The sequence below is a fragment of the Palleronia sediminis genome, from assembly GCF_004358695.1.
Lineage (GTDB): Bacteria > Pseudomonadota > Alphaproteobacteria > Rhodobacterales > Rhodobacteraceae > Palleronia > Palleronia sediminis.
In genome coordinates this window covers 79,608-97,100 of record NZ_SNAA01000007.1, presented here as the reverse complement: position 1 = coordinate 97,100, position 17,493 = coordinate 79,608, and the positions used below count along the sequence as shown (strand labels likewise).

19 protein-coding genes and 1 riboswitch are annotated in these 17,493 nt (G+C 68.7%); of the genes, 12 read left to right on the top strand and 7 right to left on the bottom strand.

All coding sequences use genetic code 11. The annotated features are described in order from the left end of the window. Positions 1–4 precede the first annotated feature (4 nt). Complete coding sequence (gene xseA / locus E2L08_RS08075; protein ID WP_133396560.1) at positions 5–1,537, top strand: exodeoxyribonuclease VII large subunit; 1,533 nt, start codon at positions 5–7, stop codon at positions 1,535–1,537. Between the two features lie 22 nt (positions 1,538–1,559). On the opposite strand, the gene E2L08_RS08070 is transcribed toward xseA, so the two are convergent. Together E2L08_RS08070 and E2L08_RS08065 are read right to left on the bottom strand one after the other, a co-directional pair. Continuing rightward, entirely contained in the window at positions 1,560–1,985 is a 426-nt protein-coding gene (locus E2L08_RS08070) for a hypothetical protein (RefSeq protein WP_133396559.1), read from the bottom strand. Positions 1,986–1,989: 4 nt separating this feature from the next. Beyond that, positions 1,990–3,108 carry an alkane 1-monooxygenase gene (locus tag E2L08_RS08065; RefSeq protein WP_133396558.1) on the bottom strand — a complete coding sequence of 373 codons (1,119 nt, stop codon included), beginning with the start codon at positions 3,106–3,108 and terminating at the stop codon, positions 1,990–1,992. 145 nt (positions 3,109–3,253) lie between these two features. Between E2L08_RS08065 and ftsY the strand changes: the two genes are divergently transcribed. Next, positions 3,254–4,405 (top strand): signal recognition particle-docking protein FtsY, encoded by a 1,152-nt coding sequence (gene ftsY / locus E2L08_RS08060; RefSeq protein ID WP_133396557.1) that lies wholly within the window; start codon positions 3,254–3,256, stop codon positions 4,403–4,405. A gap of 3 nt (positions 4,406–4,408) precedes the next feature. Here ftsY and E2L08_RS08055 read toward each other — a convergent pair whose 3' ends face one another. After that, complete coding sequence (locus E2L08_RS08055; protein ID WP_133396556.1) at positions 4,409–4,906, bottom strand: MgtC/SapB family protein; 498 nt, start codon at positions 4,904–4,906, stop codon at positions 4,409–4,411. Positions 4,907–4,969: 63 nt separating this feature from the next. Here E2L08_RS08055 and E2L08_RS08050 point away from each other — a divergent pair, with 63 nt between their 5' ends. From E2L08_RS08050 to E2L08_RS08025, 6 genes are all read left to right on the top strand, one after another. After that, positions 4,970–5,875 carry an EamA family transporter gene (locus tag E2L08_RS08050; RefSeq protein ID WP_133396555.1) on the top strand — a complete coding sequence of 302 codons (906 nt, stop codon included), beginning with the start codon at positions 4,970–4,972 and terminating at the stop codon, positions 5,873–5,875. 6 nt (positions 5,876–5,881) lie between these two features. Beyond that, on the top strand, positions 5,882–6,472 hold the full coding sequence (locus E2L08_RS08045; RefSeq protein ID WP_133396554.1) for an inner membrane-spanning protein YciB: 591 nt from the start codon (positions 5,882–5,884) through the stop codon (positions 6,470–6,472). Positions 6,473–6,506: 34 nt separating this feature from the next. After that, positions 6,507–6,584, top strand: a riboswitch (SAM riboswitch). A gap of 47 nt (positions 6,585–6,631) precedes the next feature. Further along, the gene (gene metZ / locus E2L08_RS08040; protein WP_133396553.1) at positions 6,632–7,810 is read left to right on the top strand and encodes an O-succinylhomoserine sulfhydrylase; all 1,179 of its coding nucleotides are present in this window, start codon (positions 6,632–6,634) and stop codon (positions 7,808–7,810) included. 206 nt (positions 7,811–8,016) lie between these two features. After that, positions 8,017–9,105 (top strand): GTP cyclohydrolase FolE2, encoded by a 1,089-nt coding sequence (gene folE2 / locus E2L08_RS08035; protein WP_133396552.1) that lies wholly within the window; start codon positions 8,017–8,019, stop codon positions 9,103–9,105. A 1-nt stretch (position 9,106) separates the two neighbouring features. Then, positions 9,107–9,664 carry a GNAT family N-acetyltransferase gene (locus E2L08_RS08030; protein WP_133396551.1) on the top strand — a complete coding sequence of 186 codons (558 nt, stop codon included), beginning with the start codon at positions 9,107–9,109 and terminating at the stop codon, positions 9,662–9,664. 31 nt (positions 9,665–9,695) lie between these two features. Beyond that, positions 9,696–11,144 (top strand): TrkH family potassium uptake protein, encoded by a 1,449-nt coding sequence (locus tag E2L08_RS08025; protein WP_133396550.1) that lies wholly within the window; start codon positions 9,696–9,698, stop codon positions 11,142–11,144. Here E2L08_RS08025 and E2L08_RS08020 read toward each other — a convergent pair. Beyond that, a complete protein-coding gene (locus tag E2L08_RS08020; protein WP_133396549.1) occupies positions 11,108–12,127 on the bottom strand; it encodes a P1 family peptidase in 1,020 nt (339 codons plus the stop codon). The two genes, E2L08_RS08025 and E2L08_RS08020, sit on opposite strands and share 37 nt — an antisense overlap. 110 nt (positions 12,128–12,237) lie before the next feature. Here E2L08_RS08020 and E2L08_RS08015 point away from each other — a divergent pair, with 110 nt between their 5' ends. After that, the gene (locus tag E2L08_RS08015) at positions 12,238–12,804 is read left to right on the top strand and encodes a DUF1523 family protein (protein ID WP_133396548.1); all 567 of its coding nucleotides are present in this window, start codon (positions 12,238–12,240) and stop codon (positions 12,802–12,804) included. 25 nt (positions 12,805–12,829) lie between these two features. Here the strand turns inward: E2L08_RS08015 and E2L08_RS08010 are convergent, their stop codons facing one another. Further along, complete coding sequence (locus E2L08_RS08010; protein ID WP_133396547.1) at positions 12,830–13,645, bottom strand: sulfotransferase family protein; 816 nt, start codon at positions 13,643–13,645, stop codon at positions 12,830–12,832. Between the two features lie 112 nt (positions 13,646–13,757). On the opposite strand from E2L08_RS08010, the gene E2L08_RS08005 reads away from it, so the two are divergent. Next, positions 13,758–15,335, top strand: a complete 1,578-nt coding sequence (locus E2L08_RS08005) for a DUF5928 domain-containing protein (protein ID WP_133396546.1) — start codon at positions 13,758–13,760, stop codon at positions 15,333–15,335. An 11-nt stretch (positions 15,336–15,346) separates the two neighbouring features. Then, the gene (locus tag E2L08_RS08000) at positions 15,347–15,730 is read left to right on the top strand and encodes an HIT domain-containing protein (protein WP_133396545.1); all 384 of its coding nucleotides are present in this window, start codon (positions 15,347–15,349) and stop codon (positions 15,728–15,730) included. A 3-nt stretch (positions 15,731–15,733) separates the two neighbouring features. Here E2L08_RS08000 and E2L08_RS07995 read toward each other — a convergent pair whose 3' ends face one another. Together E2L08_RS07995 and E2L08_RS07990 are read right to left on the bottom strand one after the other, a co-directional pair. After that, a complete protein-coding gene (locus E2L08_RS07995) occupies positions 15,734–16,123 on the bottom strand; it encodes a SpoIIAA family protein (protein WP_168771086.1) in 390 nt (129 codons plus the stop codon). Positions 16,124–16,186: 63 nt separating this feature from the next. Continuing rightward, positions 16,187–17,131 carry an ABC transporter ATP-binding protein gene (locus E2L08_RS07990; protein ID WP_133396543.1) on the bottom strand — a complete coding sequence of 315 codons (945 nt, stop codon included), beginning with the start codon at positions 17,129–17,131 and terminating at the stop codon, positions 16,187–16,189. Positions 17,132–17,252: 121 nt separating this feature from the next. Here E2L08_RS07990 and E2L08_RS07985 point away from each other — a divergent pair, with 121 nt between their 5' ends. After that, positions 17,253–17,468, top strand: a complete 216-nt coding sequence (locus tag E2L08_RS07985; RefSeq protein WP_133396542.1) for a zinc-finger domain-containing protein — start codon at positions 17,253–17,255, stop codon at positions 17,466–17,468. Positions 17,469–17,493 lie beyond the last annotated feature (25 nt).

Here is a 17,493-nt window from a genome sequence, read left to right as displayed (position 1 = left end):
TGGCATGGAGCTTTTCGACGAATCCCCAAGCAATGCCCACGAATATTCCGTCTCCGAGATTTCGGGGGCGGTCAAACGCGTGATCGAGGGCGAGTTTTCGCGCATCCGGGTGCGGGGCGAGGTCGGGCGCGTGTTCCGCGCCAAGTCCGGCCATCTCTATTTCGACATCAAGGACGACCGGTCGGTCCTGGCATCGGTCGCGTGGAAGGGTCAGATCGGGGCGCTGTCGCACCTGCCCGAAGAGGGGATGGAGATCGTCGCGACGGGGCGGCTGACCACCTTTGGCAGCCAGTCGAAATACCAGCTTACCGTCGAGGAGGTGCAGCCCGCCGGCATGGGCGCGCTGATGGCCATGCTCGAGAAACGGCGCAAGGCGCTCGAGGCCGAGGGGCTGTTCGCCGAGGCGCGCAAGCGCCCGCTGCCCTTTCTGCCCGAGGTGATCGGCGTCGTGACCTCGCCCGCGGGGGCGGTGATCCGCGATATCCTGCACCGCCTGCGCGACCGCTTTCCGCGCAAGGTGCTGGTCTGGCCCGTGGCGGTGCAGGGGCGCGACTGCCCCGCGCAGGTGGCGCGTGCCATCGCGGGCTTCAACGCGCTCGAGCCGGGCGGCGCCGTGCCGCGCCCCGACCTGCTGATCGTCGCGCGGGGGGGCGGGTCGATCGAGGATCTCTGGGGGTTCAACGACGAGGCCGTGGTGCGCGCCGCCGCGGCCAGTGCGATCCCACTGATCTCGGCTGTCGGGCACGAGACCGACTGGACGCTGATCGACCACGCCGCCGACCGCCGCGCGCCAACCCCGACCGCCGCCGCCGAGCTGGCCGTGCCCGTGCGGCTCGAGCTGGCCGCGACGATCGACGGACAGGCCGCGCGGCTGAGCCGGGGGCTGGCGCAGGCCATTGCCGGTCGGCGCCAGCGCGTGGCCGACCTGTCGCGCGCGTTGCCCCGCCCCGAGACGCTGACCCGCCCGGCGCGGCAGCGGCTCGACACGGTCGAGCGGGACCTGCCGCGCGCATTGCAGGCCCGCGTCACCGGCGAGCGGTCGCGCCTGGCCGAGGTGGGCGCGGTGCTGAACCTGCGCGCCCTGCAGCGGCGCCTGTCCGATGCGCGCGAGGCCGCGAACGGCCGTGGCGCAAGGCTGGGACCGGCCATGCAGCGCGCGCTCGGGCGGCGCGGCGAGCGTCTGGCCGATATCGCGGCGCGCCACCGGCCGCGGCCCCTGCTGAGGCGTCTCGAGACGATGCGGGGCGAGCTTGCGGGCATCGATGACCGGCTCGGTCGCGCGACGGCCGCGCGGGCGCAGGCGGCGCAGGCCCGGCTCGATGCGGCGGGGCGCTTGCTCGAGGGGTTGAGCTATACCGCGACGTTGAAGCGCGGCTATGCGGTGGTGCGCGACGGCGAGAGGGTCGTGACGACGCGCGCGGCCGCCACCGATGCCGCCGCGCTCGAGATCGAGTTCCAGGATGGGCGGCTGGCACTGTCGCGGCCCCGCAAACCCAGGGGCAAGGAGTCGCCGCCCGAACAGGGCACGCTGCTTTGACGGGCGGGCAGACGGCGCGCCGTCAGACGCCGACCTCGGGGCCGAGGCAGACCAGCGGCTCGTCGCTTTGGCGGGTTTCGTAGAAGACGCTTCCGGCCGGGTCGTCGGCGAGCTCGGCCCGCAACCCCGCGGGGCCGCTGTAGAAGGTCCAGCAGATCGGGGCGGCGCCCGGCGGGTCGTCGTCATAGGCGAAACAGATGTGATCGCCCTGGGGGAACCAGTCGCCCTCCTTGCAGTCGCCGTCGAGAAACGACCATCGCACCCGGCGGCCGTCGCGGTATTCCTCCTGACCGTAGGGGCTGCCGCCGACCGAGAATGTAAGCGTTTTTCCGGTGACATAGGCCTCGAACTCGGCCGCGGTCATGGGGGTCGCGGCCATGGTCGCCGACGGCGTGGCGAGCACCGACAGGCCGAGGGCGGCGAGGGCGAGGATCGGGCGTGGCGTCATCGGGTCAATCTGCCACGACCGCCCCCGTCTGGCCAGACGCCGCCCCCGCATCGCGCGGGGCAGGGGCGGGGCGCTTTGCCGCGGTGCCGTCGCCCGGTGCCGCCCACCGCCTTGCGCGCCGGTCCATCACGCGGCGCCACGCCGTCGGAAACAGTGCCAGCGTCGCCATGACCGGCAGCGACCGGGGCAGGCGCGGCGCGTCGGCCGGGTCGGGCAGGGCGAGCGTGTTGAAGGGGCGCGCCGGATGCGCGTGGTGGTCGGAATGGCGCGGCGCGTTCAGCATCATCGCGCCGGAATACCAGTGCGGGGCGTTCCAGCTGTGGCGCGGGCCGACCGGTTCCGGGCGGCCGCCGGGACCAATGGCGCGGGTCAGACCGTAATGCTGCACATAGTCCGACAGCATGAGTTGCATCTGCGCGAATAGGCATAGTCCCAGGTACCACGCCGCCATCGACGGCCCGCCGAGCGCCGCGAGCCCCGCGAGGATCGCGAGCGCCCCGCCGACATAGGCGATGAACGGGTCGTGCCGCCGCCAGCCCGCCCCGTAGCGGGACCGGAGCAGCCCGGCCTCGGCCGCGTGACCGGCGCGGAACCCGTCGATCCAGCAGCGCGGCGCGTAGGCCCAGAACGATTCGCCCAGCCGTGCGGTGGCGGGGTCGCGCGGCGTGGCGACGTGGCGATGGTGGACACGGGGGTGGGCCGAGGCGTGATGACCGTAGAGGATCGCGGTGAAAAGCAGCGCGCCGAACCGCCTGAGCCCGCGGGCGGGGCGGTGGATCAACTCATGCGCGTTGGCATTGCCGACCTGCCCCAGCCACAGCCCCAGCGCATAAAGCAGCCCCAGCGATTCGACCAAGGGCAGCCGCCCCGCGCCGACCGAGGCCGCGAACCCGGCCAGCAGCCCGATCTGCGACAGCCCGATGACGATCGACAAGAGCGGGCCGGCCGGAAACTCAACCCCGTCGGCATCGGGCGGGATGGTGACGCGCACCAGCGAATCGAGCCCCATCACCAGGGCCGTCATCGACAGGATGGCCACGACCACCCATGCTCCGCCGCCCCAGAGGCCAAGCGCCATGGGCAGGACGGGCAACAGCGTGGCGATGGCGAATGTCCAGCGCATGAACGGCATCCTCGGTGTCGGGCGCGTGCAGCCTAGCACGGGCGCGCTCCTCCCTCCTACATTCCGAACGTGACCAAAGCGTGCACGAAACCTGTCCAATGCGCGCTTCTTCCCCCCGCGGGCGTTTCGGCCTAGATGGTGGGCCATGTCGTTTTTCAACAAGCTGAAATCCAAGCTCTTCAAGAGCAGTTCGCGCCTCGACGAGGGGCTCGACGCGCTGGTCGAAGAGGGCGGCGAGGTCGCGGCCCCCGACGCTCCGTCCGAACGGCCCGAACCTGCGCCCGCGCCACCCCCCGAACCCGAGCCGGCACCCACGCCCGAGCCCGAGCCCGAACCGCCCGCGGCCACCGCGGGCCCCGCGCCCATCCCCGTGCCCGAGGCGCCGCCCGCTGTCGATCCGCCGCAGCCCGGCGGGCTTCTCAACCGGTTGTGGCGCCGGGCCGAACCCGAGGGACCGGTCGCGCGCCGGCCGCTCGACGACGCGATGCTCGAAGAGCTCGAGGACCTGCTCGTTTCGGCCGATATGGGCGTCGATACCGCCGCGCGCGTCGCCGCCAACATGGCCGAGGGCCGGTTCGGGCGGCGTGTCTCGACCGCCGAGATCAAGCGCCTCCTCGCCGCCGAGATCGCCCGCATCCTCGACCCCGTGGCCCGCCCCCTCCCGATCTATGCGAAAAAACCGCAGGTCGTGCTGGTCGTCGGCGTCAACGGTTCGGGCAAGACGACGACCATCGGCAAGCTCGCGAGCCAGTTCCGCGCCGCGGGCAAGTCGGTAGTGATTGCGGCCGGCGACACGTTCCGCGCCGCGGCGGTCGAGCAGTTGCAGGTCTGGGGCGACCGGGCCGGGGTTCCGGTGATGACCGCGCCGCAGGGCTCGGACCCGGCGAGCCTTGCCTTCGACGCGATGGGGCGGGCCGAGGCCGAGGGGGCCGATCTGCTGCTGATCGACACGGCCGGGCGGCTTCAGAACCGGGCCGACCTGATGGAGGAACTGGCCAAGATCGTCCGCGTCATCCGCAAGCGCGACCCCGAGGCGCCCCATAACACGGTTCTCGTGCTCGACGCGACCACGGGCCAGAACGCGCTGAGCCAGGTCGAGACGTTCCAGAAGATCGCGGATGTGTCGGGGCTGGTGATGACCAAGCTGGACGGAACCGCGCGGGGCGGCGTTCTGGTGGCGCTGGCCGACCGGTTCGGGTTGCCGATCCACGCCATCGGTGTGGGCGAGCAGATCGACGATCTCGCGCCGTTCGACCCCGAGGAATTCGCCGCCGCGCTGACCGGGCTCGAGGGCTGAGCGCTATGGCGGGCTGTCGTCGCGGCGGGCCAGCGCCCGCTCGATCCGGCCGAACAGGGCGATGACGACCAGCGTGAGGACCGTGGCCAGCGCGGCAAGCCCGATCTGCCCGGCGCCGCAGGCCAGGCCGATGGCGCCCGACATCCACAGCGACGCGCCCGTGGTGATGTTGCGCACCTTGCCCCCCGAGGTGAAAATCAGCCCCGCGGCAAGGAACGCGACCCCCGCCGTCACTGCCTCGATCAGGCGCAGCGGGTCGACGCGCTTGACCTCGTCGCCCCCGAAATCGAGCTGCGCAAGCTCGAGCCCGACCAGCGTGAACAGGCAGGCCGCGATCGAGACCAGCATATGCGTCCTGAGCCCGGCGGGCTTCGAGCGGACCTCGCGCTCGACGCCGACGATGCCGCCCAGCACCAGCGCGGCGGTCATCCGCAACAGCGCGGCGAGGACGGGCACCGCGCTGAACGATGCGACGAATTCGGGAACGAGGGCGTCGAGCATGGATGGTCCGGCCTTTTGGCGCGTCAACGTGCCGCGCGACGCCGCGTTCCGGGGCCGGCCGCGATGATGGCCTGGGTCGAGGCGGTCGAGGGCACCGCGCGGGGCCACGACATCGCGCTGGTGCTGGCGCTGTCGGCGGCCTTTCTGCACGCCATTTTCGGCGCGCTGCAAAAGGGGCGGCACGATCCGTGGATCAGCCGCATGGCGATGGACTGGAGCTATGGGCTCATGGCGGCGCCCTTCGCGCTTTTCGTCGTGCCATGGCCCGCGGCCGGGATGTGGCCGATCTTTGCCGTCGTGGTGGTGGTGCATATCGGCTACAAGCTCGTGCAGGCTGCCTGCTATTCGCGGGGGGCGTTCACGGTCGTCTATCCGGTGCTGCGCGGCGTCGCGCCGCTTTTCACCGTGATCGGGGCCTATGTGCTGTTCGGCGAACGTTTTACCGCGCTGCAATGGCTGGGCGTCGGGGTGCTTCTGGCGGGGATCTTCGGGCTCGCGCTCTACAATCTCGTGTTCCTGACCACCGCGCGCGACACCTTGCCGCTGGCGCTGGTTCTCGCCGTCATCACCGGGCTGTTCGTCGCGCTCTATACGACCATCGACGCTTACGGCATCCGTGCGACGCCCGATCCGGCCACCTTTCTCGCGTGGTTCTTCTTTCTCGACGGCATTTTCTTTGCGACCGGCGTGGCCCTGGTGCGCCGGGCCGAGATCGCCGGTATGGCCGGCAAGGGCGCGCTGGCCGCACGCGGCGTGCTGGGCGGCGCGGTCGCCATCGCGTCCTTCGGGGCGATCATGCTGGCGACCCGGCTCGACAAGGTGGGCGAGGCGGCGGTACTGCGCGAGACATCGACCGTCTTTGCGGCGCTGATCGGCTGGGTGATGCTGGGCGAGCGGGTGGGGCCGCGCAGGCTTGCGCTCATGGCGGCAATCGCATCAGGTGCGGTCATCGTTGAATTCGGAGGCTGACGCGGCATGAGCGAGACCGGAAAGGGATGGAAGACGGCGCTGGAACTGGGCCCGATCCTCGCGTTCTTCGTGGGCTACCTTCTGCTGCGCGACCGCAGCTTCATCCTTGGCGGCACCGAGTATTCGGGCTTCATCCTCATCACCGCGGCCTTCGTGCCGGTGCTGGCGCTCAGCACGCTGCTTTTGTGGCGGATCACCGGCACGCTCAGCCGGATGCAGGTCGTGACGCTGGTTCTGGTCGTGGTCTTCGGCGGGCTGACCGTATGGTTCAACGACGAGCGGTTCTTCAAGATGAAGCCGACGCTGATCTACCTCATCTTCGGCGCGATCCTCGGCATCGGCCTTTTGCGCGGGCGCAGTTTCCTGCGCATGGTCATGGGCGAGGTCGTGCCCCTCGACGAGGAAGGCTGGATGAAGCTCACGCGACGGTTCTGCCTGTTCTTCTTTGCCCTCGCCGCCCTGAACGAGGTCGTCTGGCGCACGATGTCGACCGATGCCTGGGTCAACTTCAAGACCTTCGGACTGACCGCCGCGATCTTTCTGTTCTTCATGCTTCAGGGGCGGCTCTTTCGCGAACACGGTCCCTCGCAGGACTGACGGCGCGGCTTGACCGGTTCGCATGCCGGCGCTAGCCAGACGGCGTGGCGATTTGTTACCGGATTGCGGGCCACGTTAAAGATACCGCTAAAGAGGTCGGGCCGCGCTTCGGTGCCCCGCGCCCCTGACCGGTGCGGCACAAGCGACGAGGCAGTTTGCATGACCGACTGGAAACCCCGCACGAAAGCCGTCCATTCCGGCATTCGCCGTTCGGGCTATGGCGAGGTGAGCGAGGCGATATTCCTCACCCAGGGCTTTGTCTACGACACCGCCGAAGCCGCCCGCGAGCGGTTCGAGCAGCCCGGCGACGACGAGTTCATCTATGCCCGCTACGGCAATCCCACGGTGGCGATGTTCCAGGACCGGATCGCCGCGCTCGAGGGGGCCGAGGCGGCCTTTGCCACGGCCAGCGGCATGGCGGCGGTCAACGGCGCGCTGATGTCGATGCTGAAGGCGGGCGATCACGTCGTCAGCGCGCGGGCGCTGTTCGGGTCGTGCCTCTATATTCTCGAGGATATCCTGACCCGCTTCGGGGTCGAGGTCACCTTTGTCGACGGCACCGATCTGGACCAGTGGCGCGCGGCGATCCGCCCCGACACGCGCGCGGTGTTCATGGAGACCGTGTCGAACCCCACGCTCGAGGTGATCGACCTGCGCGCCGTGGCCGGGCTCGCCCACGAGGTCGGCGCGCTGGTGGTGGCCGACAACGTCTTTGCCACGCCGGTCTTTTCGCGCGCCTTCGAGATGGGTGCCGACGTGGTGATCTATTCGGCCACCAAGCATATCGACGGGCAGGGGCGGGCGCTGGGCGGCGTGATCCTCGGCTCCGAGGCGTTCATTCGCAAGACCGTCGAGCCCTACATGAAACATACCGGCGGGGCGATGTCGCCCTTTACCGCCTGGATCATGCTGAAGGGGCTCGAGACGCTGGATCTGCGGGTAAAGGCGCAGTCCGCCACCGCCGCGCGGCTGGCCCATGCGCTGCGCGGGCACGCGCGGCTGTCGCGGGTGATCTTTCCGGGGCTCGAGGATCACCCGCAGCATACCCTCGCCGCGGCGCAGATGTCGGGGCCGGGCACGATGCTCGCGCTCGACCTGCATGGCGGGCAGGAGGCCGCGTTCCGGTTTCTCGACGCCCTCGGGATCGTGACGATCTCGAACAATCTCGGCGACGCGAAATCCATCGCCACCCATCCCGCGACCACCACCCACCAGCGCCTGACCCCCGAGACGCGCGCCGCGCTGGGGATCGGACCGGGCATGGTCCGACTGTCGGTCGGGCTCGAGGATGCGGACGACCTGCTGGACGATCTGTCGCAGGCGCTCGACCGGGCATGAGCCGGCGCCCGCGCTGGATGCCGGGCGCCCTCCGCGCAGCGCGGCAGACAAGGCATTCGGCCCCGGTTCCGACCAGCGCCGGGGTCGGGACGCGGCACGCATCGCCGGGCGGGTGACGCGGTGGCGGATGTATTTTGACGTTGCAATCTGGAACCCGCTGGGGGTCGATCATATCTCTGGCCCTTGCGCCGAACGGGGGGACGCCGATGAATCTGCATGACCGCGATATCTCTGCTGAAATGAACCGCGACGACGCAGCCGACATGCTCGAGCGGCTGCGCGGCTGGGCCGCGCGCGCCTCGGAGGAGGATCTGGCCCAGCTCGATCCGCAACTGCGCGCGCTGCTGCCCGGCCCGGTGCCGTCCTATCCGCTGTTCTCGACCGCCTATCCGCAGGGGTTCACGGTCGATGCCGCCTATCGCGCGGGCCTGCCGGATCTGCAAAATGGCACGCTCGTCCGCGGGGCGCGGCGCCATATCCAGCATGTCGGCATCTCGAATTTCCGCCTGCCCCTGCGCGTCGCGCTGCGCGACGGCGGCGAGGCGAGCGTTCAGGCGTCGGTGACGGGGTCGGTGTCGCTGGCCGCCGAGATGAAGGGCATCAACATGTCCCGCATCATGCGCACCTTCTACCGCAATGCCGAGGACAGCTTTGACCTCGACGTGATCGAGCGCACGCTCGACGCCTACAAGACCGACCTCGGCAGCTTCGACGCGCGCATCATGATGCGCCTGTCGATGCCGCTCAGGGTGGACAGCCTGCGGTCGGGCCTGTCGGGGTGGCAGTATTACGACCTCGCCTTCGAGGTGGTCGACCTCGATGGCACGCGCAAGCGGATCATGCATCTCGACTATGTCTATTCCTCGACCTGCCCGTGCTCGCTCGAACTGGCCGAACATGCGCGCCGGACCCGCGGGCAACTGGCCACGCCGCATTCGCAGCGCTCGGTCGCGCGGATCTCGGTCGAGCTGACCGGCGGGGAGCTGTTCGTCGAGGATCTGATCGACCATTGCCGCGCGGCTATCCCGACCGAGACGCAGGTCATGGTCAAGCGCGAGGACGAACAGGCCTTTGCCGAGTTGAACGCCGCCAACCCGATCTTTGTCGAGGACGCGGTGCGGCTGCTTGCGCAGGCCCTCGCCTCGGACCCGGCCATCGGCGATTTCCGCGTGCTGGCGAGCCATCAGGAAAGCCTGCACAGCCACGATGCCGTCAGCCTTCTGACCGAGGGCGAGACCTTTGCGCAGACCAGCCTCGAGCCGGGGCTCTTTGCCAGTCTGCATCACGGGGGATGACATGGAGGATGCGGTCCCGCCACGGACCCTGACCCTGCCCGACGGCGCGCGGCTCTTGATCCGTCAGGTCGTGCCCGAGGACGCGCCCAAGCTGATCGCGGGGTTCGACGAGCTGTCGGCGCAGTCGCGCATCATGCGGTTCCTGCGCGCCATCGATCGGCTGCCCGACGACGACGTGCGCCGCTATGTCACGCCCGACCATCACGATCACGAGGCGCTCGCCGCCGAGATCCTGCCCGACGCGCCCGGCGCCCCGCCCCGCCCGGTCGGCATCGCGCACTGGTTCCGCTATGCCACCGCGCCCGACCGCGCCGAGCTGGCCGTGACGATCGTGGACAGCGCGCAGCGGCGGGGCATCGGGCGGCTGCTTCTCGCGCGCCTGTTCGAGATCGCGGCGGCACGCGGCATCCGCCGGATCGAGGCGCTGGTCCATCCCGAGAACCGCCAGATGGCGGGGCTCTTGCGGTGTTTCGGCGCGGTGGCGCGGCGCGACGAGGGTCTGATGCTCTACGATATCGTCCTGAACGCCGCCGGGGGGGTGCGCGAGCGCGCCGCTTGACAGCATCCCCGCCCGGACACATGGCTCCGCCATGATCGATTTCCGCCCGGTGGGCTATGTCATCGGCCTTCTGGTGGCCTGTCTCGGGGCGGCGATGGCCGTGCCGCTTCTCGTGGACCTGTTCCAGGGCAACGGGCATTGGCCGGTCTTTCTGCAATCGGGTGTCCTGACCGGGCTTTCGGGCGGGATGATCGCGCTGAGCTGCGCCAGCGGCATCGCGCGCGGCCTGACGATCCAGCAGACCTTTCTCGTGACGACACTGGTCTGGGTGATGCTGCCGGTCTTCGGCGCGCTGCCCTTTCTCCTCGGCCCGCTCGAGGCGAGCGTGACCGACGCGTTTTTCGAGGCGATGTCGGGCATGACCACCACCGGCTCGACCGTGTTCACGGGGCTCGACGACCTGCCCGCCGGGCTCTTGCTGTGGCGGTCGATGATGCAGTGGTTCGGCGGCATCGGCATCATCGTCGTGGCGATGGTCTTTCTGCCCGAGCTGAGGGTCGGGGGGATGCAGATCTTCCGCTCGGAGGCGTTCGACACCATGGGCAAGATCCTGCCGCGCGCCGCCGAGATCGCGAGCCAGATCAGCTGGATCTATGTCGTGCTCACGCTGAGCTGTTTTCTGACCTACCTGACGCTGGGCATGACCAGCTTCGAGGCGATCAACCATGCCATGACCACCATCGCCACGGGCGGCTTCTCGACCACGGACCGGTCGTTCGGGGCCTATCAGGGCGGCATGGAATACGCCGCCTCGCTCTTCATGATCCTCGCGAGCCTGCCTTTCGTGCGTTACATCCAGCTGATCGCGGGCACCGCCCAGCCGATCCTGCGCGACGCGCAGGTGCGCGGCTATCTCGTCGTCATCGGCACGGCGGCGGGGATGCTGGCCGCGTTCCAGATCGGCGTGGACGGGCGCGGCATCGAAGAGAGCTTTCGCGAGGCGCTGTTCAACGTCACCTCGATCATCTCGGGCACGGGCTTTGCCTCGGTCGATTATCAGGAATGGGGCAGCTTCGCGATGGTCGTCGTTTTTCTCCTGGGGATGATCGGCGGATGCGCGGGTTCGACCTGCTGCTCGGTCAAGATCTTCCGCTACCAGATCCTGCTGTCGGCCATCGGGGTCCAGGTGCGCCGGATCAACGCGCCGCACGGCATCTTCGTGCCGCGGTTCGAGGGGCGGCCGGTCTCGCAAGAGGTGCTGAGCTCGGTCATGGCCTTCTTCGTGCTCTTCGTCGTGTCGCTGGGCGTGCTGTCGGTCGGGCTGGGGCTGACCGGGCTCGACTTCGTCACCGCCGTCTCGGGGGCGGCGACGAGCATCGGCAATATCGGGCCGGGGCTGGGTCCGGTGATCGGGCCCGCGGGCTATTTCGGGCCGCTGAACGACGGGGCGAAATGGCTGCTCATCGCCGGGATGCTGGTCGGCCGGCTCGAGCTGATGGCGGTTTACGTCCTCTTTACCGTGGCGTTCTGGCGCAACTGAGCGTCGAAGCGGTCGGCCCATGTCGGCACCGTGTCGCCCGGCGCGGCGCGCGCGAGGAACACCGCCCGCGCGATGGCCCGCGCCAGACAGGTCGCCGCCGCATGGCCGATCCACATGAGGCCAACCGCGTCCGGCGCGGGGCGCCGGGCGGTCGCGCAGGCAAAGACGAGATCCCCGTCGAACGGCGTATGGGCGGGCAGCACGGCCCGCGCGATGCCGTCATGGGCGGCCGTCGCCATGCGGGTCGCCTGTGCCTTGGTCAGGTCGGCATCGGTCGCCACGATGGCGATGGTGGTCGCGCCGCCGGGGCGCATCGGCTTGGTCACGGGCACCAGCCTGTCGGGCGGGCCATGGCCGCCGAACTCGTCCCCGAGCTCGGCCCCGGCGGCCCAGAACCTGCCGCTGCGGGGGCAGGCGACGCCGCCCACGGGGTTCGCCGCGACGAGCGCCGCGACCACCGTGCCGTCGTCCAGCACCGCCGAGGCCGTGCCGATCCCGCCTTTGAGCCCGCCCGCGATGGCCCCCGTTCCCGCCCCGACCGACCCTTGGGCGATATCGGGGCCGGCGGCGGCGAGTGCGGCCGCCCCGAGATCGGGATAGGGCGAGACGTCCCACCCGTGATCACCCCCCGCACCGAGGTCGAAGAGGATCGCGGCCGGCACGATGGGCACGCGCATGTCGCCCACGGCAAAGCCCCGCCCCATGCGCCGCAACCCCGCCGCGACGCCATCGGCGGCGGCGAGCCCGAAGGCCGAGCCGCCCGAAAGCACCAGCGCATCGACCCCGCCCACCGTGGCGTCGGGGCGCAGCAGGTCGGTTTCGCGCGTGCCGGGGGCGCCGCCCATCACATGCACGCCGGCCGTCACGGGGCGGTCGGCCACGCAGACGGTCACGCCCGACCTGAGCCGGTCCGATCCCGCATGGCCGACCGCGAGGCCCGCCACATCCGTCAATCCGTTTCCCGGTCCTGCACGAAGCTCCATCACGACAGGGTGCGGCGACACGGCGCCGGCGGCAACCCATTGGCGCCCGGCGCGCAGGCAGCGTATGCCGTGACTTGAGTATTTTTCGAAACAGAGACGGGGGCGGGCCGATGCGGAGCGTGAAATGGGGTCTCTTGGCGCTTGTCCTGGCCGTGGTGGGCGCGTTGATCCACTATACCCTGCCGCAGCGCGACGTGGTGCGGATCGTCAATACTGAGATCCGGCGCATGGATATCAGCGGCCCGAGCGCGATTTTCTGGAGCTCGCCCGATTCGGGAACGGTGGCGGCCGCGAACCGCGACATCCGTTTTCTCGAGGCGGTGCGGCCCAACGGCGATCCGGCGGTCTATCGCAACGAGGATACCGGCTGGGGCTGGCCGTTCTTCTTCAAGTTCGATAGCGCCGATCTGCAGGCGCAGGCGGCCGATTACGTCTCGACCCGCGACGCGCCGCTCTGGGTGTCGGTGCGCCATTACGGCTGGCGGTCGCGGCTCTTGTCGACATTTCCGAACGCGCTGGCGGTCGAGCGGGTCGACGGGCCCGACGCGTTGGGCTTTCCATGGCGCAACACGGTGTTCCTAATCGTCCTTGCCCTCGTGATCGCGATGATCTGGCGGCTGTCGCGCGGGCTCTGGCGCCACAGGATCGCGCCGTTTTTCGGCCGGTTCCGCCGCTGAGCCGTCATCGGGGCGCGGCCGGGCGTCACGACAGCTTGGCGTGAACCTCGTCCAGGTCGATTTCGCCTGTGGGCATCTTGTTGGCGGGATTGTCGAAATCGTAGCGGAACAGGCGAAAGTCGCGGTGATAGATCTCCCACATGAGGTGCATCGCGAGATCGTCGAAATAGGCCTCGACCGGGTGGGCGCGCTTGGGACCATGCCCTTCGGATTCGTTGAAGCGCGGGATCCGCGCGAGATCGACCGCATGTTTCGTCTCGATATTGTCGAGCACGCCCTGCATCCCGTCGTTGAACGCCTCGGTCCAGAAGATCCGGTCGTAGCGCCCGCCATTGGCGATGAAGGTCGAGACATGGCCCGAGGTCGAGGACCAGTGGATGTCCGGCTCCATCGGTTTGCGCCAGCGGATCGTGTCGCGCACAAAGAGCAGGAAGCGCCGAAAGCTCGCGATCTGGTCGAACGCGTCGCGGCCGTCGTCGCCGCCGACCTCGACCCCGTATTTCTGCATCAGCATCGGCACCATCTTGCCGCGATAGCGTTTGCCGTTGCGCTGGATGCCGCAGATCTTGTCGAAGAACGACGACAGGATGCGCGTATAGGGGTTGCGCACGCAGGTGAAGGCATAGGCCTCGTGGTTGCGCACCACGCGCGAGATCGGCCCCTGGCTGTCGTCGAGCGCCCATTTGTGCAGCCCCTCGGTCGCGTCGTGGATGTCGCCGTCGAAGAATTCGCCATTGTCGGAATAATAGAGGATCTGCCCGATGGTCGAGCAGGCGCATTTCGGCACGACGCGATAGACCACGCTTTCGCTTGTCGTCATCCAGGTTCCGGGGAAGTTCATGGTTCTGCGTCTCTTGCTGCTCGGGCGGGGCGGATCACGGGCAAAAGCCCCGTGACCGGGCCCGGTCGACTTGGTATTGGGGTCATCGGTACACCGGCAGCAAGGCCATTTCGTGGCGAGAATCGCGTATATCCTGTTGTGTCACAAGGATCCCGACGCGATCGTGGCCCAGGCGCGGCGGATCGCGGCGGCCGGGGATTTCGTGGCCATCCATTTCGACGGGCGCGCCGCGCAGGCCGATTACGACGCCATACGCCGCGCGCTGGACGAGAACCCGCGCGTGACCTTTGCCGCGCGGCGGCTGCGCTGCGGCTGGGGCGAATGGAGCCTGGTCGAGGCGTCCCTGCTGACCGTGCGCGCGGCCTTCGAGGCGTTCCCGCGCGCCACGCATTTCTACATGATCTCGGGCGATTGCATGCCCATCAAATCGGCGCGCTTTGCCCATGATTTCCTCGATGCCGAGGATTGCGATTATTGCGAATGCGCCGATTTCTTCGAAAGCGACTGGATCAAGACCGGGTTCAAGCACGAAAGGCTGATCTATCGCCACTGGTTCAACGAACGCACCCAGAAACGGCGGTTCTATGCGTCCTATGCGCTGCAAAAGCGGCTGGGGATCACCCGTGCCGTGCCCAAGGGGCTGCAGATCCGCATCGGGTCGCAATGGTGGTGCCTGCGCCGGTCCAGCATCGCGACGATCCTCGAGTTCTGCGCGGCGCGTCCCGACATCCTGCGGTTCTTTGCGACCACATGGATCCCCGACGAGACGTTTTTCCAGACGCTGGTCTATCACCTGATCCCCCGCGCCGAGATCCGGTCGCGGACGCTGACCTTTCTCATCTTTTCCGATTACGGGATGCCGGCGTCCTTCTACAACGATCATTACGATCTGTTGCTGAGCCAGAACCACCTATTCGCGCGCAAGATCAGCCCCGGCGCCACCGAGCTCAAGGCGCGGCTGGGCGAGCTTTACGTCGACCCCGATGCCCGGTTCCGCATCTCGAACGAAGGGCAGCGGCTCTATACCTATCTCACGCGGCGCGGCCGGGTCGGGCGCCGCTTTGCCGGCCGCATCTGGGAGACGGAGGCCACGCTTGGCCAGGAGCACGAGCTGTTCGCCATCGTCTGCAAGAAATGGCACGTCGCCAAGCGGCTTGCCTATGCCATCGGCGCCGAGCTCGAGATGCCGGTCGTGGGGTATCTTTTCGACGAGATGGACGCGAACCTGCCCCATCTGGGCGGGATCGACGCGTCGATGCAGAAACGCCATCGCCACAGGCGATCCTTCTTGCGCATGATCTTTGAATATCACGGAACGCGCCGGCTGGCGATCTGCCTCGATCCCGCCGATCTCGATATCCTGCGCGATCTCGCGCAGGACCGCACGACGCTGCATGTGCTCGAGATCGATTGCGAGCTGAGCGACGCCTATCTCGAAGGGCACGCCAAGCGGATCGGGCTGGCCAGCGACGCCACCGCGGCGTCGGTGCTGCAGACGCTGGTGCCGGCGCTGCGCGGCGATATCGCGTTCGAGCGCGACGCCATGCGCGCGGTGGCGGGCGGAAGGCTGGCCATCCTGCAGCAGGACGGGCCCGGCGACGAACAGGCGCAGGCCCTGCGCGAGTTCCTGCCCGTGCCGCTCGAGACCGCCCAGCGGCTTGCCCGCATCCCCCATCTTTTCAGCGACTGACGGAGTCCGCGATGCCCCATGCCTATGACGACCAGAACATTTTCGCCAAAATTCTGCGCGGCGAGATCCCCAACGACACGGTGATCGAGACCGAGCACACGCTGGCCTTTCGCGATATCGGCCCGCAGGCGCCGGTGCATGTGCTGGTGATTCCCAAGGGGCCCTACGTCTCTTACGACCATTTCGCCGCCGAGGCCTCCGAGGCCGAGATCGTCGATTTCGCCCGCGTCTCGGCCCGTGTCATCGCCGAGGCCGGGATCGGCCTGGGCGAGGGGGGCCAGGGCTATCGCGTGATCTCGAACGCGGGTTCGCACGGCACGCAGGAGGTGCCGCATTACCACCTGCACGTCGTCGGCGGGCGGGCGCTGGGCCGGATGCTGGCCGCGCCGCAATAACGCTCAGGCGGTGTGGACGGGGCGTGCGCCGACAAAGACCCATGCCGCGTCGACATCGTCGAAGGCCCGCGCCTCGAGCGGGAGCAGCTTGCCGAACCGCTCGACCAGCTTGCCGGCGCGTTCGGGGGCCTTGGCGACGGCGTATTTCTCGACCTTCGTGACCGAACGCAGCCGACTCCTTATCACGTCCCAGTCGAAATGCGCCTGGGTCTCGGCGCCTTCGTAGCGGTCGAAGATCAGCAGCATCGACACCTTGTCGTGGCGGTCGAACACGTCGTTCATGCGTTCGGCCATGTCCTCCATGTCGTCTTCGGACACCTCGCCCATGATGTGAAAGGCATAGACGTCGGCGCGGTCGGTCGGGGTTTCGCGGATCGAGGGGGTCACGAGCATGGGGCATCCTTTCGACGGGTCCATGCCGTGGGAATGCCCTGCGCCGCGCCGCGGTTCCGACGCTCAGGCGGCGGTGCTGCGGGTGAGGTCGAGGAACACGTCCTCGAGATGGGCCTCCTCGATCGAGACGTCGGCAATCTCGACGCCCGCCTCGCGCAAGGCGGCGAGGATCTCGCCCGGTTTGATGCGGCTGCGCGCATAGCTGATGGCAAGCTGTCCGCTGTCGCGCCGCTCGAGCGTCGCGCCCTTGGGCAGGACGAGATCGGCGGGGGGCGGGGCCATCGGCACGATCACCAGCGTCTTGAAGTCGATCCGGCTGAGCAGGCTCTGCGTGGTGTCGCGCACGATCAGTTCGCCATGGTGGATGATGGCGATCTCGTCGCACATCTCCTCGGCTTCCTCTAGGTAATGGGTCGTCAGGATGATCGTCTTGCCCTGTTCCTCGTTCAGCTTGCGCACGTTGCGCCACAGCATCTGGCGCAGTTCGATGTCGACGCCCGCCGTGGGCTCGTCCAGCACGAGGATCTGCGGATCGTGGACCAGCGCCTTGCCCAGCAGCAACCGCCGCCGCATCCCGCCCGAGAGCGACCGCGCATAGGCATCGGCCTTGTCCGACAGGCCGATCATCTCGAGGATCTCGTCTGTGCGCCGTTCCGATTTCGGCACGCCGTAGAGCCCGGCCTGCACGTCGAGCGATCCGCGCGGGCTGAAGAACGGGTCGAGGTTGAGTTCTTGCGGCATCACGCCGATGGCCGCGCGGCTCTGGCGCGGGTTCACGTCCTGGTCGAACCCCCAGATCTTGACCTTGCCCGCGCTCTTGACGACGAGCCCGGCGAGAATGTTGATGAGTGTCGATTTCCCCGCCCCGTTCGGCCCCAGCAGGCCAAAGATCGACCCGCGCGGGATGTTCAGGTCGATGCCCTTCAGCGCCTGCTTGTCCGGTTCACGGCCCCGGCCCGCATAGGTCTTGGCGAGCCCCTCGATCTCGATCGCGTTGTCATCGGTCATGCCCGGTTCCCGCCCTTGTCGCCGCCGTGGCGGTGTTTATCATTGCGTCCGACCTAGGCCGGCCGCTATCGGCGGGCAAGACCGGGTCCGCGCCGCGCGGGCCAGCACCCAGGGGATACGGATGTCCGAGAAACCAGTCGATCTCGAAGGCGACCTGCCGCCGACCGGCGTCTTCGACGCGCCCGAAACCGAGGAAGTGACCACCTCCCGCGTCAGTTGCGACGGCGGCATGACCCATCCCCGCGTCTGGCTCCAGATCCCCGAGGAACGCGGCTGGGTCGAATGCGGCTATTGCGACAAGCGCTTCGTGCTCAAGGACGGCGCGGACGGGCATTAGCGCGCCGGGGCGGGCCGCTGGCCCC

Excerpts from the sequence above, each read along its gene's own strand:
- xseA (WP_133396560.1), top strand. The coding sequence starts at position 5 with ATGGAGCTTTTCGACGAATCCCCAAGCAATGCCCACGAATATTCCGTC.
- E2L08_RS08070 (WP_133396559.1), bottom strand. The coding sequence starts at position 1,985 with ATGACGCCACGCCCGATCCTCGCCCTCGCCGCCCTCGGCCTGTCGGTG.
- E2L08_RS08065 (WP_133396558.1), bottom strand. The coding sequence starts at position 3,108 with ATGCGCTGGACATTCGCCATCGCCACGCTGTTGCCCGTCCTGCCCATG.
- ftsY (WP_133396557.1), top strand. The coding sequence starts at position 3,254 with ATGTCGTTTTTCAACAAGCTGAAATCCAAGCTCTTCAAGAGCAGTTCG.
- E2L08_RS08055 (WP_133396556.1), bottom strand. The coding sequence starts at position 4,906 with ATGCTCGACGCCCTCGTTCCCGAATTCGTCGCATCGTTCAGCGCGGTG.
- E2L08_RS08050 (WP_133396555.1), top strand. The coding sequence starts at position 4,970 with ATGATGGCCTGGGTCGAGGCGGTCGAGGGCACCGCGCGGGGCCACGAC.
- E2L08_RS08045 (WP_133396554.1), top strand. The coding sequence starts at position 5,882 with ATGAGCGAGACCGGAAAGGGATGGAAGACGGCGCTGGAACTGGGCCCG.
- metZ (WP_133396553.1), top strand. The coding sequence starts at position 6,632 with ATGACCGACTGGAAACCCCGCACGAAAGCCGTCCATTCCGGCATTCGC.
- folE2 (WP_133396552.1), top strand. The coding sequence starts at position 8,017 with ATGAATCTGCATGACCGCGATATCTCTGCTGAAATGAACCGCGACGAC.
- E2L08_RS08030 (WP_133396551.1), top strand. The coding sequence starts at position 9,107 with ATGGAGGATGCGGTCCCGCCACGGACCCTGACCCTGCCCGACGGCGCG.
- E2L08_RS08025 (WP_133396550.1), top strand. The coding sequence starts at position 9,696 with ATGATCGATTTCCGCCCGGTGGGCTATGTCATCGGCCTTCTGGTGGCC.
- E2L08_RS08020 (WP_133396549.1), bottom strand. The coding sequence starts at position 12,127 with ATGGAGCTTCGTGCAGGACCGGGAAACGGATTGACGGATGTGGCGGGC.
- E2L08_RS08015 (WP_133396548.1), top strand. The coding sequence starts at position 12,238 with ATGCGGAGCGTGAAATGGGGTCTCTTGGCGCTTGTCCTGGCCGTGGTG.
- E2L08_RS08010 (WP_133396547.1), bottom strand. The coding sequence starts at position 13,645 with ATGAACTTCCCCGGAACCTGGATGACGACAAGCGAAAGCGTGGTCTAT.
- E2L08_RS08000 (WP_133396545.1), top strand. The coding sequence starts at position 15,347 with ATGCCCCATGCCTATGACGACCAGAACATTTTCGCCAAAATTCTGCGC.
- E2L08_RS07995 (WP_168771086.1), bottom strand. The coding sequence starts at position 16,123 with ATGCTCGTGACCCCCTCGATCCGCGAAACCCCGACCGACCGCGCCGAC.
- E2L08_RS07990 (WP_133396543.1), bottom strand. The coding sequence starts at position 17,131 with ATGACCGATGACAACGCGATCGAGATCGAGGGGCTCGCCAAGACCTAT.
- E2L08_RS07985 (WP_133396542.1), top strand. The coding sequence starts at position 17,253 with ATGTCCGAGAAACCAGTCGATCTCGAAGGCGACCTGCCGCCGACCGGC.